Below are 20,067 nucleotides of genomic sequence, written 5' to 3'. Positions count from 1 at the left end.
ACGGCTGGGACGATTTGTCGTCTTGCCAACGTCGACCGTCAACGAAAACGGCCGTCCGAAGACGGCCGTCGGGCAAGGCAAGTGGCAGTTCAGAACAGCTTTTCCTGTGGCGCAAGAGCCTGGTCCAGCACTTCATTGATATTGCTGATCTGCTGCTTCCATTCGGCCAGCGTCAGGCCGGCAAACGGACCTTCGCCATGCTGGGTCGACAGCAACTCGGCGGCAATCCCGAGCGCGGCCATGACGGCGATGCGGTCGGTGCCCTTGATGCGGCCGGCGTCGCGGATGACGCGCATCTTCTGGTCGAGGTAGCTGACCGCATGATGCAGCGCCGCCTGTTCGCCTTCACGGCAGGCCAGGGTATACGACTGGCCCATGATGGTGGCCTGGATCTGGATGGTCATGCGGTCTCCTGTTCGGCGGAGGCGTCGTCGAGCTCATCGACTTCGGCCACGGGCAATGTGGACAGGATGGCCGAGACACGATCGTAGGCCTGGTCGACGCGCAGGTTCAATTCTGCGTTCTGCTCGGCAAGCGATTTGACGTTGCGCCGAAGTTCTGCGTTTTCGTCGCGCAGGCCTTGTGCCAGCCGGGCGAGCTGGCTGACTTTATCTGCCAATTGCTGGAATTCTGAACTCATGTCTATTGGTGGTCGCGGGTGGGATTGAGCGTGGATTGCGCGCCATGAAGGCAATCGTCAATTTTCAGGATCTCGCAATTATATGCCCATTGGCGCACCGCACACCAAAGCGGCACGCGCGCTCTGCCTGCCGGCCAACATCATGTGCGTCGCGCCGCCTGTGCATGGATACGCAGATAGCCCTGTTGCAGGATGAAGCCATCGAAGGCATTGAGCAGCGGATGATATTTCTCGCTGTTGCGTTCCAGCTGCATCAACGCGTAGCCGGCCGCCTCCAGGGTCGACAGCTGCTCGGGCTTGTGTGCCTTGCGAATGATGTACTGCGACAGTGGCGTATCGACCAGGGCCAGCCTGGGCAGCGCCTGCAACAGCGGGTTTTCGTAGAACATCTTGCGGCTCTTGCGCCAGGTGCCATCGAGAATCACCAGGCGCAGCCGTTCGACCGGATGGACCTCGTCGATCAGCATGGTGCGGGCATCGAAGCGGGAGCTGGCCGGGGTGCCGGCGTCTTCGGTATAGAGCAGGATCGGATGCATCTCGGGTTCGGCGCCGGCACTGTCGCCTTCGGTAAATTCGGACGGCAGCAGCGAGGGGCCGAACAACAGCGTCTTGAGCTCGGTCGGTTCGAAGATCTCGCCGACGGCCAGGCGGCTGTGTGGCAGGCTCAGGTGCAACAGGCGGGCGCTGTTCTTGGCGTTGTTGGATTCGCCCGGATGCTGCAGGATCAGCACGTCGAAGGCATGGTTGATGGGCGAGATCCAGTGGCAGATACACGCCGACTGGGCGCGCTGGCAGCGCGGACACAGTGGCCGGCGCGCCGGTTGGAATGGGTCGTGGCTCGACACTAGCATGGAAGGTTCCTCGTTATCTGAACTGCGATTCTTATGGCCATCGGCGCTGCGGTTATCCTCCGCCTCCCGCGTCGACGCTGCGTTGCTTTGCAACAATGGCGAGTTCCAGATCGATGTAAAGATGGGGAAAAATAAAAGGAATCTCGCCGATCACGTAGGTTGGCGTGCGAAAACAACGGAGTCAATCGACGTTCCGCGAACATTCCGTTGATTAACGCATGAGGTTACGTGCCAGTTTTTTCTTGATCATTGCGACAGAGGGCACGCAGCGCACGATCTGGCGTGCCAGTTGACATCCTGCGCACCGCGCGCCAGTCCGCAGCGGGCCTACACTTTCAGGTAATCCTCGCGTCCGCCGAGCCAGCGGGTCAGGTGGCGGTCGACGATATCGGGGGCGTTGTCGAGCAGGGCCTGGGCGGTATCCCGGGCTTTTTCCACCAGCCATTGGTCGGTGGCCAGGTCGGCGAAGCGCAGCATGGCCTCGCCCGACTGGCGCGCGCCCAGAAACTCACCGGGGCCGCGGATGTCGAGGTCGCGGCGGGCGATCTCGAAGCCGTCGGTGGTCTCGCGCATGGTCGCCAGCCGTTGCTTGGCGGTACCCCCCAGCGGCCCCTGGTAGAGCAGCAGGCAGACGCTGGCAGCCGATCCGCGCCCGACCCGGCCACGCAGTTGGTGCAACTGGGACAGCCCGAAGCGCTCGGCGTGCTCGATCACCATCAGCGATGCATTGGGTACGTCCACCCCGACCTCGATGACGGTGGTGGCCACCAGCACATGCACGGCGCCACGGCTGAAGCCTTCCATGACCACCTGCTTGTCGACCGGTTTCATGCGTCCATGCACCAGGCCGATGGTCAGGCCGGGCAGGGCCGCCGACAGCGTGGCATGGGTGTCGGTGGCAGTCTGCAGCTGCAGCGCCTCGGATTCTTCGATCAGCGGGCAGACCCAGTAGATCTGCTTGCCCTCGAGGGCGGCCGCATGGACCCGTTCGATGACTTCGTCGCGGCGGTTCTGGTCGATCACGCGCGTGACGATGGGCGAGCGCCCCGGCGGCAGCTCGTCGATCACCGACACTTCGAGGTCGGCGTAATAGGTCATGGCCAGCGTGCGCGGTATCGGGGTAGCCGACATCATCAGCTGGTGCGGCACCAGGGCATCGGACTGGGCACCGGGCACGATGCTCTTGTTGCGCAGTGCCAGGCGCTGCCCGACGCCGAAGCGATGCTGCTCGTCGACGATCACCAGGCCCAGGTTCTGGAACTGCACCGTGTCCTGGATCAGGGCATGGGTGCCCACCACCAGCCGCGCCGCGCCCGATTCGATATGCTGCAGGGCCTCGCTCTTTTCCTTCTTCTTCTGGCTGCCCGACAGCCATGCCACGCCGATGTCGAGCGGCTCCATCCAGGCTGCGATCTTGCGGAAATGCTGTTCGGCCAGGATTTCGGTGGGCGCCATCAAGACCGCCTGGCAACCGCTGTCGATGGCCTGGGCCGCAGCCAGCGCCGCCACCACGGTCTTGCCGCTGCCCACGTCGCCCTGCAGCAGGCGTTGCATCGGATAGGTCGCGCGCAGGTCGGCGCGGATCTCGTCGAGCACCCGTGCCTGGGCAGCGGTCAAGCGAAACGGCAGCACCCGCGTCAGTTCCTGGGTGACATGGCCGGTGACCGGCAGCGCCCGCGCGCTCTTGGCGCGGCGCGCCGCCTGTGCCCGCTTGAGCGACAGTTGCTGGGCCAGCAGTTCGTCGAACTTCATGCGCACCCAGGCCGGATGCGAGCGCTCCATCAGCGCATGTTCGTCGACCTCCGGCGGAGGATTGTGAAGCAGCCGCACCGAAGCCTCGAAGGGCGCCAGCTGCAAGGTGTCCAGCATCGACGCCGGCAGCGTGTCGCTCCAGTCGAGCCGGCCCAGCGCATTGGCGATGGCGCGGCGCAGGAACGCCTGCGACAGGCCCTCGCCGGCCGGATAGACCGGGGTCAGCACCTCGGGCAGGGGCGCATCGAGGTTGACCACCTTGTACGACGGATGGACCATCTCGGCGCCGAAGAAGCCATGCCGCAGTTCGCCGCGCACCCGCACCCGGGTGCCTTCGGCCAGCTGCTTGGTCTGGCTGCCGTAGAAGTTGAGAAAGCGCATCACCAGCTGGCCGCTGTCGTCGCCGATGGTGACCACCAGCTGGCGGCGCGGGCGAAACTGCACATCGCAGGCCGTCACCACGCCTTCGACCTGGACCGTCTGCAGGCCATGCAGCGAAGCCTCGGCGATGCTCATCAAGGTGGTTTCGTCTTCGTAGCGCAGCGGCAGATGCAGCGCCAGGTCCATGTCGTTGTGCAGGCCCAGCTTGACCAGCTTGTTCTCGGGCTGGGCTGCCGTCCCCTTGGCGCTTTTTTTCTTGGTCGGCGTCTTGCCGGGAGGCTGTTTTGCGGTGACGGGCATGTGAGGGCGGAAAGCAGGCGCGCCGCGGCGCCTGTGGGCAGGTCAACAGGATGTCGCTATTGTACTGTGATTAATTACAGTGTATCGCGACTTTCTGGGGCGGCGCCGCTCGCTTGCCGACGGCGCCCGGTGCAAGCGCAGCGTGCCGGCCGCCAGTCCGGCCTGGTGCGCCGCCGACGATGGCCACGGGCAAGGACGGCCAGCCATCGCAAAACCGCAGGCAGCGTGCAGGACAGCGTAAAATAGCGGGTTTGGTCGGCTGGCCATGCCCATGAGGCACCCCGATGCCGGCCGCTTACGTGTGGTTCTTGCAGGTTTTCTTCATGTATTCCCTTTCCGATTTCGACTTTGTCCTCCCCCCCGAGCTGATCGCGCAGACCCCGCTGCCCGAGCGCAGCGGCTCGCGCCTGCTGGAAGTCGCTGGCGCGCAACTGACCGACCGCCACTTCGGCGATATCGTCTCCCTGCTGGCGCCGGGCGACCTGCTGGTATTCAATGACACGCGCGTGCTCAAGGCGCGCTTCTTCGGCGTCAAGGAAACCGGCGGCAAGATCGAGGCGCTGGTCGAGCGGGTGCTCGACACGCGTACGGTGCATGCCCAGGTCCGCGCTTCCAAGTCGCCCCCGGCCGGCACCCGCATCCGCCTGGCCGATGCCTTCGATGTCACCGTCGGCGAGCGCTGCGGCGAATTCTTCACGCTGCACTTCCCGTCCGATGTATTCGCACTACTGGAACAGTACGGCAGCCTGCCGCTGCCGCCCTATATCGAACACGAAGCCGATTCGTTCGACGAGACGCGTTACCAGACCGTCTACGCCAAGACGCCCGGGGCGGTGGCCGCGCCTACCGCCGGCCTGCATTTCGACCAGGCGCTGCTGGCGGCGCTGGCCGCGCGTGGCGTGCGCCATGCCTTCGTCACCCTGCATGTCGGCGCCGGCACCTTCCAGCCGGTGCGCGTGGAAGACCTGTCGCAGCACAACATGCACAGCGAGTGGTACACCATCGGCCAAGCCACGGTGGACGCGGTGCGCGCCACCAAGGCCGCCGGCGCACGGGTGGTAGCGGTCGGCACCACCAGCATGCGGGCGCTGGAATCGGCTTCCCAGGGCGCCCAGCTCGAAGCCGGCAGCGCCGACACCCGCCTGTTCATCACGCCCGGCTACCGTTTCAGGACGGTCGACCGCCTGGTGACCAATTTCCATTTGCCTAAATCCACCCTGTTGATGCTGGTGTCGGCCTTCGCCGGCTACGACAACATTCGCGCCGCCTATGCGCACGCGATCGCCCAGCATTATCGTTTCTTCAGCTACGGCGACGCCATGCTGCTCACCTGCACCAATCATGCTTGAATTCACCCTGCTCAAGACCGACGGCCTGGCTCGTCGCGGTCGCGTCAAACTCAATCACGGCACCGTCGAGACGCCCATCTTCATGCCGGTCGGCACCTACGGTTCGGTCAAGGCCATGTCGCCGCTCGAGTTGAACGAGATCGAGGCCCAGATCATCCTCGGCAACACCTTCCACCTGTGGCTGCGGCCGGGCCTGGAAGTGGTCAGGAAATTCGGTGGCCTGCACAAGTTCATCGGCTGGGACAAGCCGATCCTGACCGACTCCGGCGGCTTCCAGGTGTTTTCGCTGGGCGAGATGCGCAAGATCACCGAGGAGGGCGTGAAGTTTGCGTCGCCCATCAACGGCGACCGCCTGTTCCTGTCGCCCGAGATCTCGATGCAGATACAGCGCGTGCTCGATTCGGACATCGTGATGCAGTTCGACGAATGCACCCCCTACGAGATCGATGGCCGTCCGGCCACCCGTGAAGAAGCCGGCAAGTCGATGCGCATGTCGCTGCGCTGGGCCAAGCGCTCCAAGGACGAATTCGACGGCGGCGAAAATCCGAATGCCCTGTTCGGCATCGTCCAGGGCGGCATGTTCGAGAGCTTGCGCGACGAATCGCTGGCCGGGCTGGAGCAACTGGGCTTCGACGGCATCGCCATCGGCGGCCTGTCGGTGGGCGAGCCCAAGGAAGACATGATGCGGGTGCTGGAACACGTCGGCCCGCGGCTGCCGGCCGACAAGCCGCATTACCTGATGGGCGTGGGCACGCCGGAAGACCTGGTCGCCGGCGTCGCCAACGGCGTCGACATGTTCGATTGCGTCATGCCCACCCGCAATGCGCGCAACGGCTGGATCTTCACCCGCTACGGCGACATCAAGATCAAGAACGCCCGCTACAAGGACGATGACAAGCCCTATGACGAGAGCTGTTCGTGCTACGCCTGCAAGAACTTCTCGCGGGCCTACCTGCATCACCTGCATCGCGCCGGCGAAATCCTCGGCGCGCGCATGAACACGGTGCACAACCTGCACTATTACCTCGAACTGATGCAGGAAATGCGCGACGCCATCGACGCCGGGCAGTTCCAGGCCTTCGTGGCCAGGTTCAAGCAGGACCGGGCACGCGGCGCCTGATCCTGCCTCGAAGCGGCGACCTCAGTTGCTGCCCGGGCCGGCGTCCTGGCGCCATTGCTGCACCATGGCGCGCAATTCGCGCCGGATCACCTTGCCGGTGGTGGTCATCGGCAGTTCCTCCACGAAATAGACCTCGCGCGGGTATTCATGCGCTGCCAGCCGCGTCCTGACGTGCTGCTGGATCTCGCGCTTGAGGTCGTCGCTGCCGACCCGGCCGGCGTTGAGCACCACGATGGCCACCACGATCTCGGTGCGTTCGGCATCCGGCGCGCCGATCACGGCGGCCATCTTCACCGCCGGATGCTGCAACAGGTTGTCCTCGATTTCACCGGGGCCGATGCGGTAGCCGGCCGAGGTGATCACATCGTCATCGCGACCGACGAAGCGGATGTAGCCGTCGGCGTCCTTGCTGCCGGTGTCGCCGGTCAGCAGCCAGTCGCCGGCAAACTTGCCGGCGGTGGCCTCGGGTTTGTTCCAGTACTGCAGGAACATTACCGGATCCGGGCGCAGCACGGCGATGTTGCCGTGCGCGCCGACCGGCAGCAACTGGCCGCCGTCGTCGACGATCTCGACCCGATGGCCGGGTGCTGCGCGCCCGATGCTGCCCGGTCGCACCGGCATGATCGCCCCATTGGACGACACCGTCATGTTGCACTCGGTCTGCCCGTAGAACTCGTTGATGGTCAGGCCGAAGGTCTGGCGGCCCCACTCCAGCAGCTCCGCACCCAGTGATTCGCCGCCGCTGGCCACCGATCGCAGCGCCAGCTGCCAGCGCTCCCGCGGCGCGGGGACGGTACGCATCATCTTCAATGCCGTGGGCGGCAAAAAGCAATTGCGTACCTGCTGGTCCTGCAGCAACTGGAAGGCGGCCTCGCCGCTGAACTTGGCAAAGCGATGCGCCACCACCGCCACGCCGTGATGCCATGCCGGCAGCAAGACGTCCAGCAAGCCGCCGATCCAGGCCCAGTCGGCCGGGGTCCAGATGCGGTCGCCGGCCATCGGAAACAGGTTGTGCGACATTTCCACGCCTGGCAGGTGACCCAGCAGTACCCGGTGCGCATGCAGCGCACCCTTGGGTTGGCCGGTGGTGCCGGAGGTATAGATGATCAGTGCCGGGTCGTCGGCGCGGGTGTCGACGGCAGTAAAGCGGTCGCTGTGGAGCGCCAGCTCGGCATGCAGGTCGAGCGCGCCGGGCGCTGCGCCATCGCTGCACAGCACCGCGCGCAATTGCGGCAGCGTATGGCGGATCTGCGCCAGCTTGGCCGCGCCATCCGCATTGGTGACCACCACTGTGGTGGCGCTGTCCTGCAGGCGGTACTGCAGCGCCTCGGTACCGAACAGCGAAAACAGCGGGATGGCAATGCATCCGGCCTTGTAGGCGGCCACATGCGAGAACGCCGCTTCGGGCGATTGCGGCAGCAACACCGCCACCCGCGCGCCCACGCCGGCGCCATGCGCGCGCAGCAGGTTGGCCATGCGGTCCGACAGGGTCTTGATCCGTCCAAAGCTGTAGTGCTGCGCGCAGCCGTGCTGGTCAACATGGACCAGGGCCAATCGCCCGGGCTGCTGCGCGGCCCACTTGTCGCAGACATCGACGCCGATGTTGTAGTGTGCGGGAATGTCCCAGCGAAATGCGGACACGATCTCTTCATAGCCCTGCGGCGTGGTCGGCAGCATGCATGGTCTCCTGTGCTTTTATAGGCGCGTCGTTGCGATACGCGCGCTTTGCACTGTGGCACATTTTGCCGCCATCCGCAGCACGGCAAACCGGTCAGCCCCGGGTCAGTCCATGCCCAGCATTTCTTCCAGGTCTTCTTCTTCGCCCGGCGGCGTGCTCATGTCGAGCACCTGCTCGATGTGATGCAGGTGGCCGATCATGGCTGCCACCGCCTCTTCGGTGCGGCCCTGCTCGATGGCGTCGATGATGGTGCCGTGGTCGTCATGGGTGCAGGCCGGCACCGTGGGCGAGTCGTACAGCACGATGATCAGGCACGTCAACGAAGCCAGCTCGCGCATCATCTTGCTCATCACGGGGTTCTCGACCAGGTCGGCGATGCGGATGTGGAATTCGCCCGACAGCCGGATGATGGCACGCCGCTCGCCCCGCTCGCGGGCCTCGGCTTCCTGTGCCACATGAGCGCGCAACTGCTCGATGTGCGCCGGGCTGGTGTGCTCGCACAGGTGGCGCAGCAGCGCCGGCTCCAGGATGCGGCGCGCCGCGAAGATGGCGCGCGCTTCGTCCGGGGTCGGGCTGGCGACAAAGGCGCCGCGATTGGGAATGGTGGTCAGCAGGCCTTCGTGCGACAAGCGCGCCAGCACTTCACGCACCCGCGTGCGGTTCACGCCGAAGATGCTGGCCAGCTTTTCTTCCACCAGCTTGGTGCCGGGCGTGAGCCGGTGCTCCATGATCGCGCTCAGGATGCGCTCGTAGATAGCGTCGCCGGCCATCGGGCGGGTATTGATCGCCTGGCCGGGCAAGGGGCTGTTGTCCGGCTTGACGCTGCGTTTCCTGCGGGCGGCGGCGTCGGGGGCGGTAGAGGTGGTCATGTCTTGGCGAGAATCACTGGTTATAGAGGGCGGCATGCAATCACTGCGCATCATAGCCGAAAATTGTGACGATTGATTGTCACAATATGTCAACGAAGTATTCGCAATTAGAAATAAAAATGTTGCACTCATGTGGGGCCATTTGGCGCGGTGCACCTCATATTCGTCTCATGCTGGTGCATCTTCCTCTTGTTCCCGCACGCAACCGGGCACCGTCCTCCATCCGCATGGCGCTGGAAAAGCCTGTCATTCAGGGAATCCGCCGTGACAGCCATCGGCATCCACAACCTGGCACAGCTATTGCATTAATCGTGGCAATAAAAATCTAAATTGTCACAATCCGTTTTTCGATTTGTTCATCTCGGGAGAAAAATGATGCAAAAGCAAGTGCGCAAGTCCCCCTTCGGTCTTTCCTTGACCCGCGTCGCGCTGGCCGCCGTGCTGTTCGGTAGCGTGCTGGCGGCCGGTCCTGCCGCAGCGCAGTCCAAGCCCCGCATCAAGCTGGCCTATGCCAAGTGTGCGCACTGCCTGTCGATGTCGCTGGTGCCGGCGCTGGCCCAGAACGTCGACATCGAGGGCATCAACTTCACCGCCGGCAGCGATGCGCTGACCGCGCTGGTATCGAAAAGCGTCGATATTGCCCAGGTGACCTACCTGGCCTACGTCAGCGGCCTGGACAAGGGCTTCGACCTGGTGGCCGTGTCGGGGCAGGTCAATGGTGGCTCGGAGATGCTGCTGGGGCGCGATATCAAGCTGGCCGCCGACGACTGGGCCGGCCTGAAGAACCTGGTTGCGCAATACAAGGCGCAGGGCAAGCCTTTCCGCATCGCGGCCTCGCGCGGCAACGCGCAGGACCTGCACATGCGGGGCGAGCTGGCCGGACACGGCATCGATCCATCCAGGGACGTGCAGTTCGTCAACATTCCCAACCCGTCCGACCACGCCGCAGCGCTGTCGCGTGGCGAGGTCGAGCTGATCTGCTCGGTCGAGCCGTTTGCCTCGCAGATCCGCATGAGCGGCGTGGGCCAGCACTTCGCCTACCCGTATGACCAGGCCGCCGGGCGCCTGACCAACCTGATCGTGACCCGCTCGGACGTGATCAAGGAGCATCCGGCCGAGGTCAAGGAGACCGTGGCCGCGGTGGTGCGCCTGGTCGACAACCTGCAGAAGGACAAGCAGGCCTGGGTGGGCAGCATCGTCAAGGCCACCGGGCTGGACCCGAAGGTCGCCAATGAAGCGCTCAAGAACGCCTATCCCGACTATCGCATGTACCGCACCCAGACCCGCGCCATCGCCGGCATGATGAAAGACCTCAAGTACGTCTCGGGCGATGTCGCACCGCAGGCGGAGAAGAACCTGGACTATAGCTTCCTGATCAGCGTCACCGGCAAGCCCAAGTCCGAACTGGGCTATTGAACCCGACCAAGGAGTTGCCATGAATGGATTGATGCGTTCCCTGTCGCAAGCGAAGTGGCGCTTTGCGGTGCCGGGTCTGCTGTTGCTGTGCTGGGAGGTCTTCTCCCGGTCCGGCGTGATTCCGGCGGCGCTGCTGCCGGCGCCGTCGCGGGTGCTGGTGACCTGGATGGACTGGATATTCGGCATCAACGAAGCAGCCCAGGACAGCAGCGGAAAATGGATCTTCGACGCCATGGCCAGCAGCATGCGGGTCACTGCCGGCTACCTGATCGCGGCCATCTCGGGCATTGCGCTGGGCGTGGCCATCGGCTGGTGGCGCTGGGTCGAACGGGCGATCGAACCCACGGTGCAGATGCTGCGACCGATCCCGCCGGTGTCGTGGATCCCGCTGGCCATCATCTGGTTCGGCATTGCCAACAAGCCGGCCATCTTCCTGGTGTTCCTGGGCGCCTTCTTCCCGATCCTGATGAACACCGTGCATGGCGTCAAGAATGCCGATCGCAACCTGCTGCGGGCAGCGGCCATGGCCGGCGCCAGGCAGGGCCAGCTGCTGCGCTTCGTGATCCTGCCGGCGGCCATGCCGAGCATCTTCGCCGGCTTGCGCATCGGTATCGGCAGCGCCTGGATGCTCACCGTCACGGCCGAGATGGTGGCGGTCAAGAGTGGTCTCGGGTATGCCTTATGGGATTCTTATTACTTCCTGCGCTATGACCTGGTCATCGCGGCCATGATCAGCATCGGCCTGCTGGGTTTCCTGGCGGACTGGATCTTGAAGCGCATCATGAATTCGATGCTGCGCTGGCAGCAGGTATCGACCGTGCAGGGCAGGGCTTGAAAAAGGAAACGACCATGGCATTCATCGAACTCGACAATATCGTCAAGGTGTTCAAGGACCGCAAGGGTGGCGCCGACATGCTGGCCATCGACCACGTCAGCCTGAAACTGGAGAAGAAGGAATTCCTGTGCCTGCTGGGCCCTTCGGGCTGCGGCAAGTCGACGCTGCTCAACATGATCGCCGGCTTCGAGTTTCCCACCAGCGGCCAGGTCAAGGTCGACGGCCGGCCTATCGCCGGCCCCGGCGCCGATCGCGGCATGGTGTTCCAGCAGGCCAACCTGATGCCCTGGCTGCCGGTATGGGACAACGTGGCTTTCTCGCTCAAGCTGCAGGGCAAGAGCGCGGCCGAGCGCCGGGCGGCGGCCCAGCCCTTCATCGAGACCGTCAAGCTCAAGGGCTTCGAGAACCATTTCCCCGGCGAGCTCTCGGGCGGCATGGCGCAACGGGTCGGGATCGCCCGGGCCTTGTTGCAGAATCCGTCGGTGATCCTGATGGATGAGCCCTTCGCGGCCCTGGACGCCCAGACCAAGATGGAAATGCAGGAAGAACTGGTGGCATTGTGGCAGCGCTACGAAGGCACCATCGTGTTCGTCACCCACAGCGTCGACGAGGCGCTGATCCTGGCCACCAAGGTAGCGGTGATGACGCATCGCCCGGGCCGCATGCGTGAGCTGATCGATATCGACTTGCCGCGCCCGCGCGACACCACCACCCACGAATTCAACCAGGCCAAGCGCCATGTGCTGGGCCTGATCCGCGAAGAATCGGCGCTGGCCCACGCCGACGCCGCCAAGCTGGCCGCCTGAAAGGAAAACCATGACACGACGTACCCTGCTGGGCATGCTCACGCCATCCTCCAATACCACGCTGGAGCCGGTAACGACGGCGATGATCGCCGATATCGCCGAGGCCAGCGCGCATTTCGGGCGCTTCCGGGTGACCGAGATCGCGCTGTCGAACCAGGCCCTGTCGCAGTTCGACGATAGCGAGATCCTGCGCGCGGCCGAATTGCTGTCGCACGCCAAGGTCGGCAGCATCGGCTGGAACGGCACCTCCTCGGGCTGGCTCGGCTTCGATGCCGACGAACGCCTGTGCCGCCGTATCACCGATGCCACCGGCATCGCCGCCTGCACCTCGGTGCTGGCCCTCAACGAAATCTTCGACATCACCGGCGTCAAGCGCTTCGGCCTGGTCACGCCCTACCTGGACGAGGTGCAGGCCGCCATCATCAAGAACTACGGCGGCGCCGGCTACGAATGCGTGTCCGAACGCCATCTGCGCCAGCAGGATAATTTCTCGTTTTCCGAAGTCGGGGCCGACCAGTTGCGGGCCATGGTGCGCGAGGTCGCGCGCGACAAGCCGCAGGCCATCACCATCTTCTGCACCAACCTGCGCGGCGCGCCGCTGGTCGAAGAGCTGGAGAGGGAAGTGGGCATCCCGATCTACGACACCATCTCGACCGTGGTCTGGAAGTCGCTCAGGCAAGCCGGCGCCGATCCATCGCGCATCCGCGGTTGGGGCTCGCTGTTTCGCGACGTCAACTGAGTGGCCATCATGGAACAATTCGACTTGGTCATCCGCAACGGCACCGTGGCCACCGCGGCCGACATCATGCAATGCGATGTCGGCATCCGGGACGGCAAGGTGGCCATGCTGGGGTGCGACCTGGGACCCGGGCGCACCGAGATCGACGCCGCCGGCAAGCTGGTGCTGCCGGGCGGGGTGGATGCGCATTGCCATCTCGACCAGCCGATGGAAGAGGGCCTGCGCATGGCCGACGACTTCCGCAGCGGCACCGTCTCGGCCGCCTGCGGCGGCACCACCACCGTGATTCCGTTCGCCGCGCAGGCCAAGGGGCAGTCGCTGCGCGCGGCGGTCGACGATTATCATCGCCGCGCGGCAGGCAAGGCGGTGATCGACTATGCCTTCCACATGATCGTCAGCGACCCCACCGAACAGGTCTTGAAGCATGAGCTGCCGCAACTGGTGCGCGAAGGCTATACCTCGTTCAAGATCTACATGACCTACGACGACCTCAAGCTCAACGACCGCCAGATACTGGAGCTGCTGGCCGTGGCGCGGCGCGAGGGGGCAATGGTGATGGTGCATGCCGAGAACGCCGACTGCATCGGCTGGCTGACCGAGCAGCTGGAGCAGGCCGGGCTGACCGCCCCCAAGTACCACGCCAGCTCGCGCCCGATGCTGGTCGAGCGCGAAGCCACGCACCGCGCCATCGCCTTGTCCGAGCTGGTGGACGTGCCGATCCTGATCGTGCATGTCTCGGGCAAGGAAGCCATCGAGCAGATTCGCTGGGCCCATGGACAGGGCCTGCGTATCTATGCCGAGACCTGCCCGCAATACCTGGTGCTGAGCGCCGATGACCTGGACCAGCCGGGCTACCACGGCGCCAAGTGCGTGTGCAGCCCGCCGCCGCGGGACAAGGCCAACCAGCAATATGTATGGGACGGGCTGGCCAGCGGCTTGTTTACCGTCTTCTCGTCGGACCATGCGCCGTTCCGCTACGACGACCCCGAGGGCAAGAAGCCGGGCGGCCAGGAAGTGCCGTTCCGTTATATCCCCAACGGCACGCCGGGGCTGGAGACGCGCCTGCCGCTGCTGTTCTCGGAAGGGGTGGGGCGCGGGCGGATCGACCTGAACCGTTTCGTGGCGCTCACCGCCACCGATCCGGCCAAGATGTACGGGCTGTATCCGCGCAAGGGCACCATTGCCATCGGCAGCGATGCCGACATCGCGATCTGGGACCCGCACAAGCAGGTCACCATCCGCAACGACATGCTGCACCACGACGTCGACTACACCCCCTACGAGGGCATGCAGGTCACCGGCTGGCCCGTGATCACGCTCTCGCGGGGCGAGATCGTCTGCAGCGATGGGCAGGCCTGCGGTGCCGTCGGTCGCGGGCAGTTCCTGGCCTGCGGCCTGCCGGACCCGGCACGCCCGCGCAAGGTCGTGGTCGACTGACCACCTGCCGTACGCCGGACCCCGGGGCGCAGGGGGACGGCGTGCCGGTCCGGCCGCCAGCCGGCCGGCGCCCGTCCTCACCGCGACCCGTTCGCCGGTCGCCCTCCCGATCGCCGGTGCCGCCCGGCAACAACCGGCCCCGGCCAGCGCTCCCAGCCCACCGCCGCCAACCCCCGGCTAATTCCCTGCAAGCTCGGCAAACCGGACTTGATCTTCGGCAAGACGTCCCGATTTGGGGGAGTGGTGCCTGCAGAGTGCTAGAATGCAGGGCTATTTTTTAATCAACCTTTGGAGCCTTACGTGTTTATTTCCGACGCATTCGCACAAACGGCAGCTGCAGCACCCGGCGGCATGCTGGGCAACCTGACCAGCTTCCTGCCGATCATCCTGATGTTCGTGGTGCTGTACTTCCTGATGATCCGCCCGCAAATGAAGCGTCAAAAAGAACAGAAGGCCATGATGGATGCACTGGCCAAGGGCGACGAAGTGGTCACCTCGGGTGGCGTGCTGGGCCGCATCACCAAGGTTGCCGATGGCTACATCACCATCGAAGTCTCCGAAGGCAACGAAATCATCGTGCAAAAGGGCGCCGTCACCACGCTGCTGCCAAAGGGCACCATCAAGGGCCTGTAAGTTCCGGCAACGGTCTCGATGGGCGCATCGCTGATGCGCCCATGTTGTTATGAATGTGATGGTTTGTGCGCCACCCGGGGGCACGCCGTCCGCAGCTAGAAGCACAACACCATGAATCGTTACTCTCTCTGGAAATACGTATTAATCGTCGTGGCCCTGTTGTTTGGCGCGATATATACGGTGCCGAACTTCTTCGGCGAATCGCCGGCCGTGCAGATCAGCAGCGCCAAGTCGACCATGAAGGTCGAGTCGGTGGTGGCAGGTCGTGTCGACCAGATCCTGACCCGGGGCAACCTGGCCGCAGAGAGCGTGGCATTCGACAACAGCGGCGCACAGCCGTCGGTGCGGGCGCGCTTTGCCACCACCGACATCCAGTTCAAGGCCAAGGCACTGCTCGAGAAGGAGCTCAACAGCGATCCTTCCGACCCCACCTACCTGGTCGCCTTCAACTTGCTGCCCAATACACCGCAATGGCTGCAAAGCCTGCATGCGTTCCCGATGTACCTGGGCCTGGACTTGCGCGGCGGGGTGCACTTTTTGATGCAGGTCGACATCAAGGCCGTGCTCAACAAGCGCATCCAGGGCTTGCAGTCCAGCGTGCGCAGCCTGTTGCGCGACAAGAACATCCGTCACAACGGCATCAACCGTGCCGGCGACGCCATCCAGATCTCGTTCCGTGACGCCGATACCCGCGACAAGGCGCGCTCGGCGCTGGGCGAGCTGCAAGAGCTGGCGCTGGCCGACGCCGGCAGCGGTGACGACCTCAAGCTGGTGGCGACCTTGCGTGCCGAAGCGCTCAAGCAGACCCAGGAAGAAGGCGTCAAGCAGAACATCAGCACCCTGTCCAAGCGGGTCAACGAGCTGGGCGTGGCCGAGCCGCTGATCCAGCGCCAGGGCGCCGACCGCATCGTGGTCGAGCTGCCGGGCGTGCAGGACGTCTCGCGTGCCAAGGACATCATCGGCCGCACCGCCACGCTGGAAGTGCGCATGGTCGACGAGAGCGTGGTGCGCGGCACCGAGGAAACCGCCGCCATCCCGTTTGGTTCCGAGCTGTTCAAGATCGGCAAGGGTGCGCCCGTGGTCCTGAACAAGGAACCGGTGCTGACCGGCGACTACATCTCGAACGCCTCGGCCAGCTTCGACGAGAACCACCAGCCGGCCGTGAGCATCGATCTCAACGGCGACGGTGGTCGCAAGATGCGCGAAGCCACCCGCGAGCGCGTGGGCAAGAACATGGCCATCGTGCTGTTCGAGAAGGGCAAGGGGGAAGTCCTGACGGTGGCCACCATCCGCTCCGAACTGGGTTCGCGCTTCCAGATCACCGGCATGGGTTCGCCCGAGGCCTCGGGTGACCTGGCACTGCTGCTGCGCGCCGGCTCGCTGGCGGCACCGATGGAAATCATCGAAGAGCGCACCATCGGACCGCAACTGGGCGCCGACAACATCAAGAAGGGTTTCGACTCGGTACTGTACGGTTTCCTGGCGATGACCGTATTCATGGTGATCTATTACCAGCTGTTCGGTTTCTTCAGCGCCCTGGCGCTGTCGGTCAACGTGCTGCTGCTGGTGGCGCTGCTGTCGACGCTGCAGATCACGCTGACCCTGCCGGGTATCGCCGCCATTGCGCTGGCGCTGGGCATGGCGATCGACTCCAACGTGCTGATCAACGAACGTATCCGTGAAGAGCTGCGCGCGGGCAACTCGCCGCAAGCGGCGATTGCCACCGGTTTCGACCGTGCCTGGGCCACCATCCTCGACTCCAACGTCACCACCCTGATCGCCGGCCTGGCGCTGTTGATCTTCGGTTCGGGCGCCATTCGCGGCTTCGCGGTGGTGCACTGCCTGGGTATCCTGACGTCGATGTTCTCGGCCGTGTTCTTCTCGCGCGGCGTGGTCAACCTCTGGTACGGTCGCAAGAAGAAGCTCTCCAGCCTGGCCATCGGCCAGATCTGGAAGCCCGAAGGCGAGGCCCTCGGCACCTCCGGCCGCGCCGCTGCCAAGCGCGACGCCAAGTGAGTCCAACCTTCAGCCAGTGATATAGCAGGCCGCCCGACCAGTCGCGGCGGCCTGCACCGAAAGGATAGTGATGGAATTTTTCCGCATCAAAAAAGACATTCCCTTCATGCGCCATGCGTTGATCTTCAACGTGGTCTCGGCGCTGACCTTCGTCGCTGCGGTGTTCTTCCTGCTGAGCAAGGGATTGCACTTCTCGATCGAATTCACCGGCGGCACGGTCATGGAAATGGCCTACAGCAAGCCGGCCGACCTGGAGAAGATCCGCAAGTCGATCGAAGGCCTGGGTTACCGCGACACGCTGGTGCAAAGCTTCGGTACCGCCCAGGACGTGATGATCCGCCTGCCGGCGCAACCGGGTGTGAACGCCAGCCAGCAAAGCGAGAAGGTGACTGCCGCATTGAAGGTCGACGACCCCGAGGTGCGCCTGCAGCGCGTCGAATTCGTCGGCCCCCAGGTCGGCGACGAGCTGGCGCATGACGGCCTGATGGCGCTGGCCATGGTGGTGCTGGGCATCATCGTCTACCTGGCGTTCCGCTTCGAGTGGAAGTTCGCGGTGGCGGCGGTGATCGCCAACCTGCACGACGTGGTGATCATTCTCGGTTTCTTCGCGTTCTTCCAGTGGGAATTCTCGCTCACGGTGCTGGCCGCGATCCTGGCCGTGCTGGGTTACTCGGTCAACGAATCGGTGGTGGTGTTCGACCGCGTGCGCGAAGCCTTCCGTGATCGCCGCTTCGGCAAGATGTCGCCGCCGGAAGTGCTGAACCACGCCATCACCAGCACCATGTCGCGCACCATCATCACCCACGCCAGCACCGAAATGATGGTGCTGGCGATGTTCTTCTTCGGCGGTCCCACGCTGCACTACTTCGCGCTGGCGCTGACCATCGGTATCCTGTTCGGTATCTATTCGTCGGTGTTCGTCGCCGCCGCGCTGGCCATGTGGCTGGGCGTGAAGCGCGAAGACCTGATCAAGCCGGTCAAGGCCAAGGACGAGAACGGCGGCGCCGTGGTCTGATCCGGGACGCCATCGTTCGTCGGCAACGGGCCGCAACGTCATTGTTGCGGCCCGTTGCGTTTGACATCGCGCATCATCGTTATCGCTTGCCATCATCATGACTAATTCATCCGCCAATCCCGCCAGCACCCACGACATCGACTACGAACGCCGCTTCGGCGGCGTTGCCCGCCTGTATGGCGCGGCGGCATTGCAGCGCTTTGCCAGCGCCCGGGTCTGCGTGGTCGGGGTCGGCGGCGTCGGTTCGTGGATCGTCGAGGCGCTGGTACGCAGCGCCATCGGCCATATCACCATGATCGACCTGGACAACCTGGCCGAGTCCAACGTCAACCGCCAGATCCATGCGCTCAGCGACACGCTGGGAAAAGCCAAGGTCACGGCGCTGCACGAACGCATCATGCAGATCAACCCGACCTGCCAGGTGAGCGAAGTGGAAGACTTCATCACACCCGACAATGTCGAGCAGATGATCGGCGGCGGTCGTTTCGACTACGTGGTCGACGCCATCGACAACGTGCCGGCCAAGGTCGCCTTGATTGCCTGGTGCCGCCAGCATGGCGTACCGTTGGTGACCATCGGCAGCGCCGGCGGCCAGGTCGATCCCACCATGATCGAAGTGCGCGACCTGTGCCGCACCGAACAGGAGCCGCTGCTGGCCAAGGTGCGCAAGCGACTGCGCGCGCAGCACGGTTTTCCGCGCGGAACCCGTAACAAGTTCCACATCGATGCGGTGTTCTCGACCGAGCCGGTCAGCGCGCCCGAGGCCGAGGCCTGCGACCTGCCTGCCGCCGACGACCTGGATATCGGCAACGACGTGACCGACGAGGCCGCGCCAGCCGGGGTCACCGGCCTCAATTGCGCCGGCTACGGTTCGGCCATGGTGGTGACGGCCTCGTTCGGCCTGGTGGCCGCCGCGCATGTGCTCAGGAAGCTCGCGCAGCGCGACTGACTCAATGCCCGCCGCCCTCATCGACCACCCGATGGGCCGACACGCACAGCAACACGCTGGCCGTCACCAGCACCATGGCGATGGTTTCCAGCCAGGTGGGCAGGCGTTGCTCCCACAGGAAGCCGTATAGCAGCGCGAACAGTGTCTCGAACAAAATCATCTGGCCGATCATGGTCAGCGGCAGCAGGCGGCTGGCGTTGTTCCAGCAGGCATTGCCGAACAGCGAGGCGATGAGCGCCACGCCGGCCGACACGGCGATGAACCGTGTCCATTGGCCGCCGTCGTGCGGCTGCAGCAGGATCGTGAAGGCAGGCACGGCGATGAACAGCGACAGCAGCCCCGTCACCAGCCCGGTCAACAGGCTCCAGTCGTGCGCCGAGATGGCGTGCAATCGCGCCAGCCAGCGGCTGTTGCCGACCGCATAGGTGGTCCACGACACCAGCGCGCCCAGTGCACAGGCAAAGCCGGTCAGCTGGTGGCTGCCGCCGGCGTGCGCACCCGACAGCGACTGCCAGGCCACGCAGCCGATGCCGCCCAGTCCCAGCAGCAGCGAAGGCAACAACGTCGACAACCGTACCGCACCGCTGCCGCGGCTGCCGATGATGGTCACCGCCACCGGCAGGAAGCCGATCACCAGCGAGGTCATCGCCATGCCCCCCAGTTGCACCGCGCTGGCCAGGAACACGTAATAGACCACATTGCCAAGCAGGCTCAGCCACACCAGGGCACGCCATTCGGGCCAGCGCAACTGGCGCACCAACGTGCCCAGGCGAGGCGCGACCAGCACTGCGGCAAACACCCCGTAGGCAAGGTAACGTCCGGCAGACAATTGCCAGGGGGAGAATTCACGGGTCAGTTCCGGGGCCAGGAAGACCAGGCCCCAGGCGGCGCCGGCGAGGGCCCCGAACAGCACGCCGCGAACCAGGGTGGTCGAACGCATGGTTGGCTTCAGGAATCAGTGAGACCCGAAGTATGCCGCAGTTGGGCGCAGCGATCTTGGGCCGGACTACGGTTGTTTTGGTCGTTCATCCTGCGCGTGCTGGCGGCGATAGGCGCCGGGAGTGGTCGCGCGCAGCCGACGCATGGCATGGGTCAACGCACTCTGGTCGGTGTAGCCGCAACGCATGGCCAGCTCGGCCAGCGGCAGCGTGCTCTGGCGCAGCAGGTCGCAGGCATGACGGACCCGCACTTCGGCCAGCCACGCCCGGGGCGAGGTGCTTGTCTCGGCCTGGAACCATTCGTGCAGGCGACTGGGGCTGATGGCGGCGGCCGCCGCCATGT

At 64.7% G+C, this 20,067-nt stretch carries 19 protein-coding genes; 11 read left to right on the top strand and 8 right to left on the bottom strand.

Annotated features, from left to right (window positions below; all coding sequences use genetic code 11):
* Positions 1-89: 89 nt before the first annotated feature.
* The 4 genes from PMI40_RS13925 to recG all read right to left on the bottom strand — a co-directional run bounded on the left by PMI40_RS13925 (position 90) and on the right by recG (position 3,924).
* Positions 90-404: a cell division protein ZapA gene (locus PMI40_RS13925; RefSeq protein ID WP_008116457.1), complete on the bottom strand. Its 315-nt coding sequence runs from the start codon at positions 402-404 to the stop codon at positions 90-92.
* Positions 401-640, bottom strand: coding sequence for a hypothetical protein (locus tag PMI40_RS13920; protein ID WP_008116455.1), 240 nt, complete (start codon positions 638-640; stop codon positions 401-403). The genes PMI40_RS13925 and PMI40_RS13920 overlap by 4 nt, the downstream gene beginning before the upstream one ends.
* A 140-nt stretch (positions 641-780) precedes the next feature.
* Entirely contained in the window at positions 781-1,491 is a 711-nt protein-coding gene (locus tag PMI40_RS13915; RefSeq protein WP_008116453.1) for a tRNA-uridine aminocarboxypropyltransferase, read from the bottom strand.
* A gap of 327 nt (positions 1,492-1,818) precedes the next feature.
* On the bottom strand, positions 1,819-3,924 hold the full coding sequence (gene recG, locus PMI40_RS13910) for an ATP-dependent DNA helicase RecG (protein WP_008116451.1): 2,106 nt from the start codon (positions 3,922-3,924) through the stop codon (positions 1,819-1,821).
* 323 nt (positions 3,925-4,247) lie between these two features.
* Here recG and queA point away from each other — a divergent pair, with 323 nt between their 5' ends.
* Complete coding sequence (gene queA, locus PMI40_RS13905) at positions 4,248-5,273, top strand: tRNA preQ1(34) S-adenosylmethionine ribosyltransferase-isomerase QueA (protein ID WP_040502070.1); 1,026 nt, start codon at positions 4,248-4,250, stop codon at positions 5,271-5,273.
* Positions 5,266-6,393, top strand: a complete 1,128-nt coding sequence (gene tgt, locus PMI40_RS13900; protein ID WP_008116448.1) for a tRNA guanosine(34) transglycosylase Tgt — start codon at positions 5,266-5,268, stop codon at positions 6,391-6,393. The genes queA and tgt overlap by 8 nt, the downstream gene beginning before the upstream one ends.
* 21 nt (positions 6,394-6,414) lie before the next feature.
* Here tgt and PMI40_RS13895 read toward each other — a convergent pair whose 3' ends face one another.
* Positions 6,415-8,070 (bottom strand): acyl-CoA synthetase, encoded by a 1,656-nt coding sequence (locus PMI40_RS13895; RefSeq protein WP_008116446.1) that lies wholly within the window; start codon positions 8,068-8,070, stop codon positions 6,415-6,417.
* Between the two features lie 105 nt (positions 8,071-8,175).
* Positions 8,176-8,940, bottom strand: a complete 765-nt coding sequence (locus PMI40_RS13890; protein ID WP_008116445.1) for a GntR family transcriptional regulator — start codon at positions 8,938-8,940, stop codon at positions 8,176-8,178.
* Between the two features lie 375 nt (positions 8,941-9,315).
* Between PMI40_RS13890 and PMI40_RS13885 the strand changes: the two genes are divergently transcribed.
* The 9 genes from PMI40_RS13885 (at position 9,316) to PMI40_RS13845 (ending at position 18,786) form a co-directional block, all read left to right on the top strand.
* Positions 9,316-10,356, top strand: a complete 1,041-nt coding sequence (locus PMI40_RS13885) for an ABC transporter substrate-binding protein (protein ID WP_008116443.1) — start codon at positions 9,316-9,318, stop codon at positions 10,354-10,356.
* A gap of 19 nt (positions 10,357-10,375) precedes the next feature.
* On the top strand, positions 10,376-11,191 hold the full coding sequence (locus tag PMI40_RS13880; RefSeq protein WP_008116440.1) for an ABC transporter permease: 816 nt from the start codon (positions 10,376-10,378) through the stop codon (positions 11,189-11,191).
* Positions 11,192-11,205: 14 nt separating this feature from the next.
* The gene (locus PMI40_RS13875) at positions 11,206-11,997 is read left to right on the top strand and encodes an ABC transporter ATP-binding protein (protein ID WP_008116439.1); all 792 of its coding nucleotides are present in this window, start codon (positions 11,206-11,208) and stop codon (positions 11,995-11,997) included.
* 10 nt (positions 11,998-12,007) lie between these two features.
* Positions 12,008-12,736, top strand: coding sequence for an aspartate/glutamate racemase family protein (locus PMI40_RS13870; RefSeq protein WP_008116435.1), 729 nt, complete (start codon positions 12,008-12,010; stop codon positions 12,734-12,736).
* A 9-nt stretch (positions 12,737-12,745) separates the two neighbouring features.
* Positions 12,746-14,173, top strand: coding sequence for a dihydropyrimidinase (hydA, locus tag PMI40_RS13865; protein WP_008116433.1), 1,428 nt, complete (start codon positions 12,746-12,748; stop codon positions 14,171-14,173).
* Between the two features lie 300 nt (positions 14,174-14,473).
* Positions 14,474-14,806 (top strand): preprotein translocase subunit YajC, encoded by a 333-nt coding sequence (yajC, locus tag PMI40_RS13860; RefSeq protein ID WP_040502067.1) that lies wholly within the window; start codon positions 14,474-14,476, stop codon positions 14,804-14,806.
* A 111-nt stretch (positions 14,807-14,917) separates the two neighbouring features.
* The gene (gene secD, locus PMI40_RS13855) at positions 14,918-16,822 is read left to right on the top strand and encodes a protein translocase subunit SecD (RefSeq protein ID WP_008116429.1); all 1,905 of its coding nucleotides are present in this window, start codon (positions 14,918-14,920) and stop codon (positions 16,820-16,822) included.
* A gap of 70 nt (positions 16,823-16,892) precedes the next feature.
* Complete coding sequence (gene secF / locus PMI40_RS13850; RefSeq protein WP_008116426.1) at positions 16,893-17,837, top strand: protein translocase subunit SecF; 945 nt, start codon at positions 16,893-16,895, stop codon at positions 17,835-17,837.
* 97 nt (positions 17,838-17,934) lie between these two features.
* Entirely contained in the window at positions 17,935-18,786 is an 852-nt protein-coding gene (locus PMI40_RS13845) for a ThiF family adenylyltransferase (RefSeq protein WP_008116425.1), read from the top strand.
* Position 18,787: 1 nt separating this feature from the next.
* Here the strand turns inward: PMI40_RS13845 and PMI40_RS13840 are convergent, their stop codons facing one another.
* Together PMI40_RS13840 and PMI40_RS13835 are read right to left on the bottom strand one after the other, a co-directional pair.
* The gene (locus PMI40_RS13840) at positions 18,788-19,726 is read right to left on the bottom strand and encodes a DMT family transporter (RefSeq protein WP_008116424.1); all 939 of its coding nucleotides are present in this window, start codon (positions 19,724-19,726) and stop codon (positions 18,788-18,790) included.
* 66 nt (positions 19,727-19,792) lie between these two features.
* Positions 19,793-20,067 (bottom strand): helix-turn-helix transcriptional regulator (locus tag PMI40_RS13835; protein ID WP_008116422.1); only part of this gene is annotated, 275 nt, incomplete at its 5' end.

Origin of the sequence: Herbaspirillum sp. YR522, assembly GCF_000282575.1 — a bacterium.
GTDB lineage: Bacteria > Pseudomonadota > Gammaproteobacteria > Burkholderiales > Burkholderiaceae_D > Herbaspirillum.
Note: the sequence above shows the minus strand (reverse complement) of the source record. Positions and strands in the feature narration are given on the sequence as shown.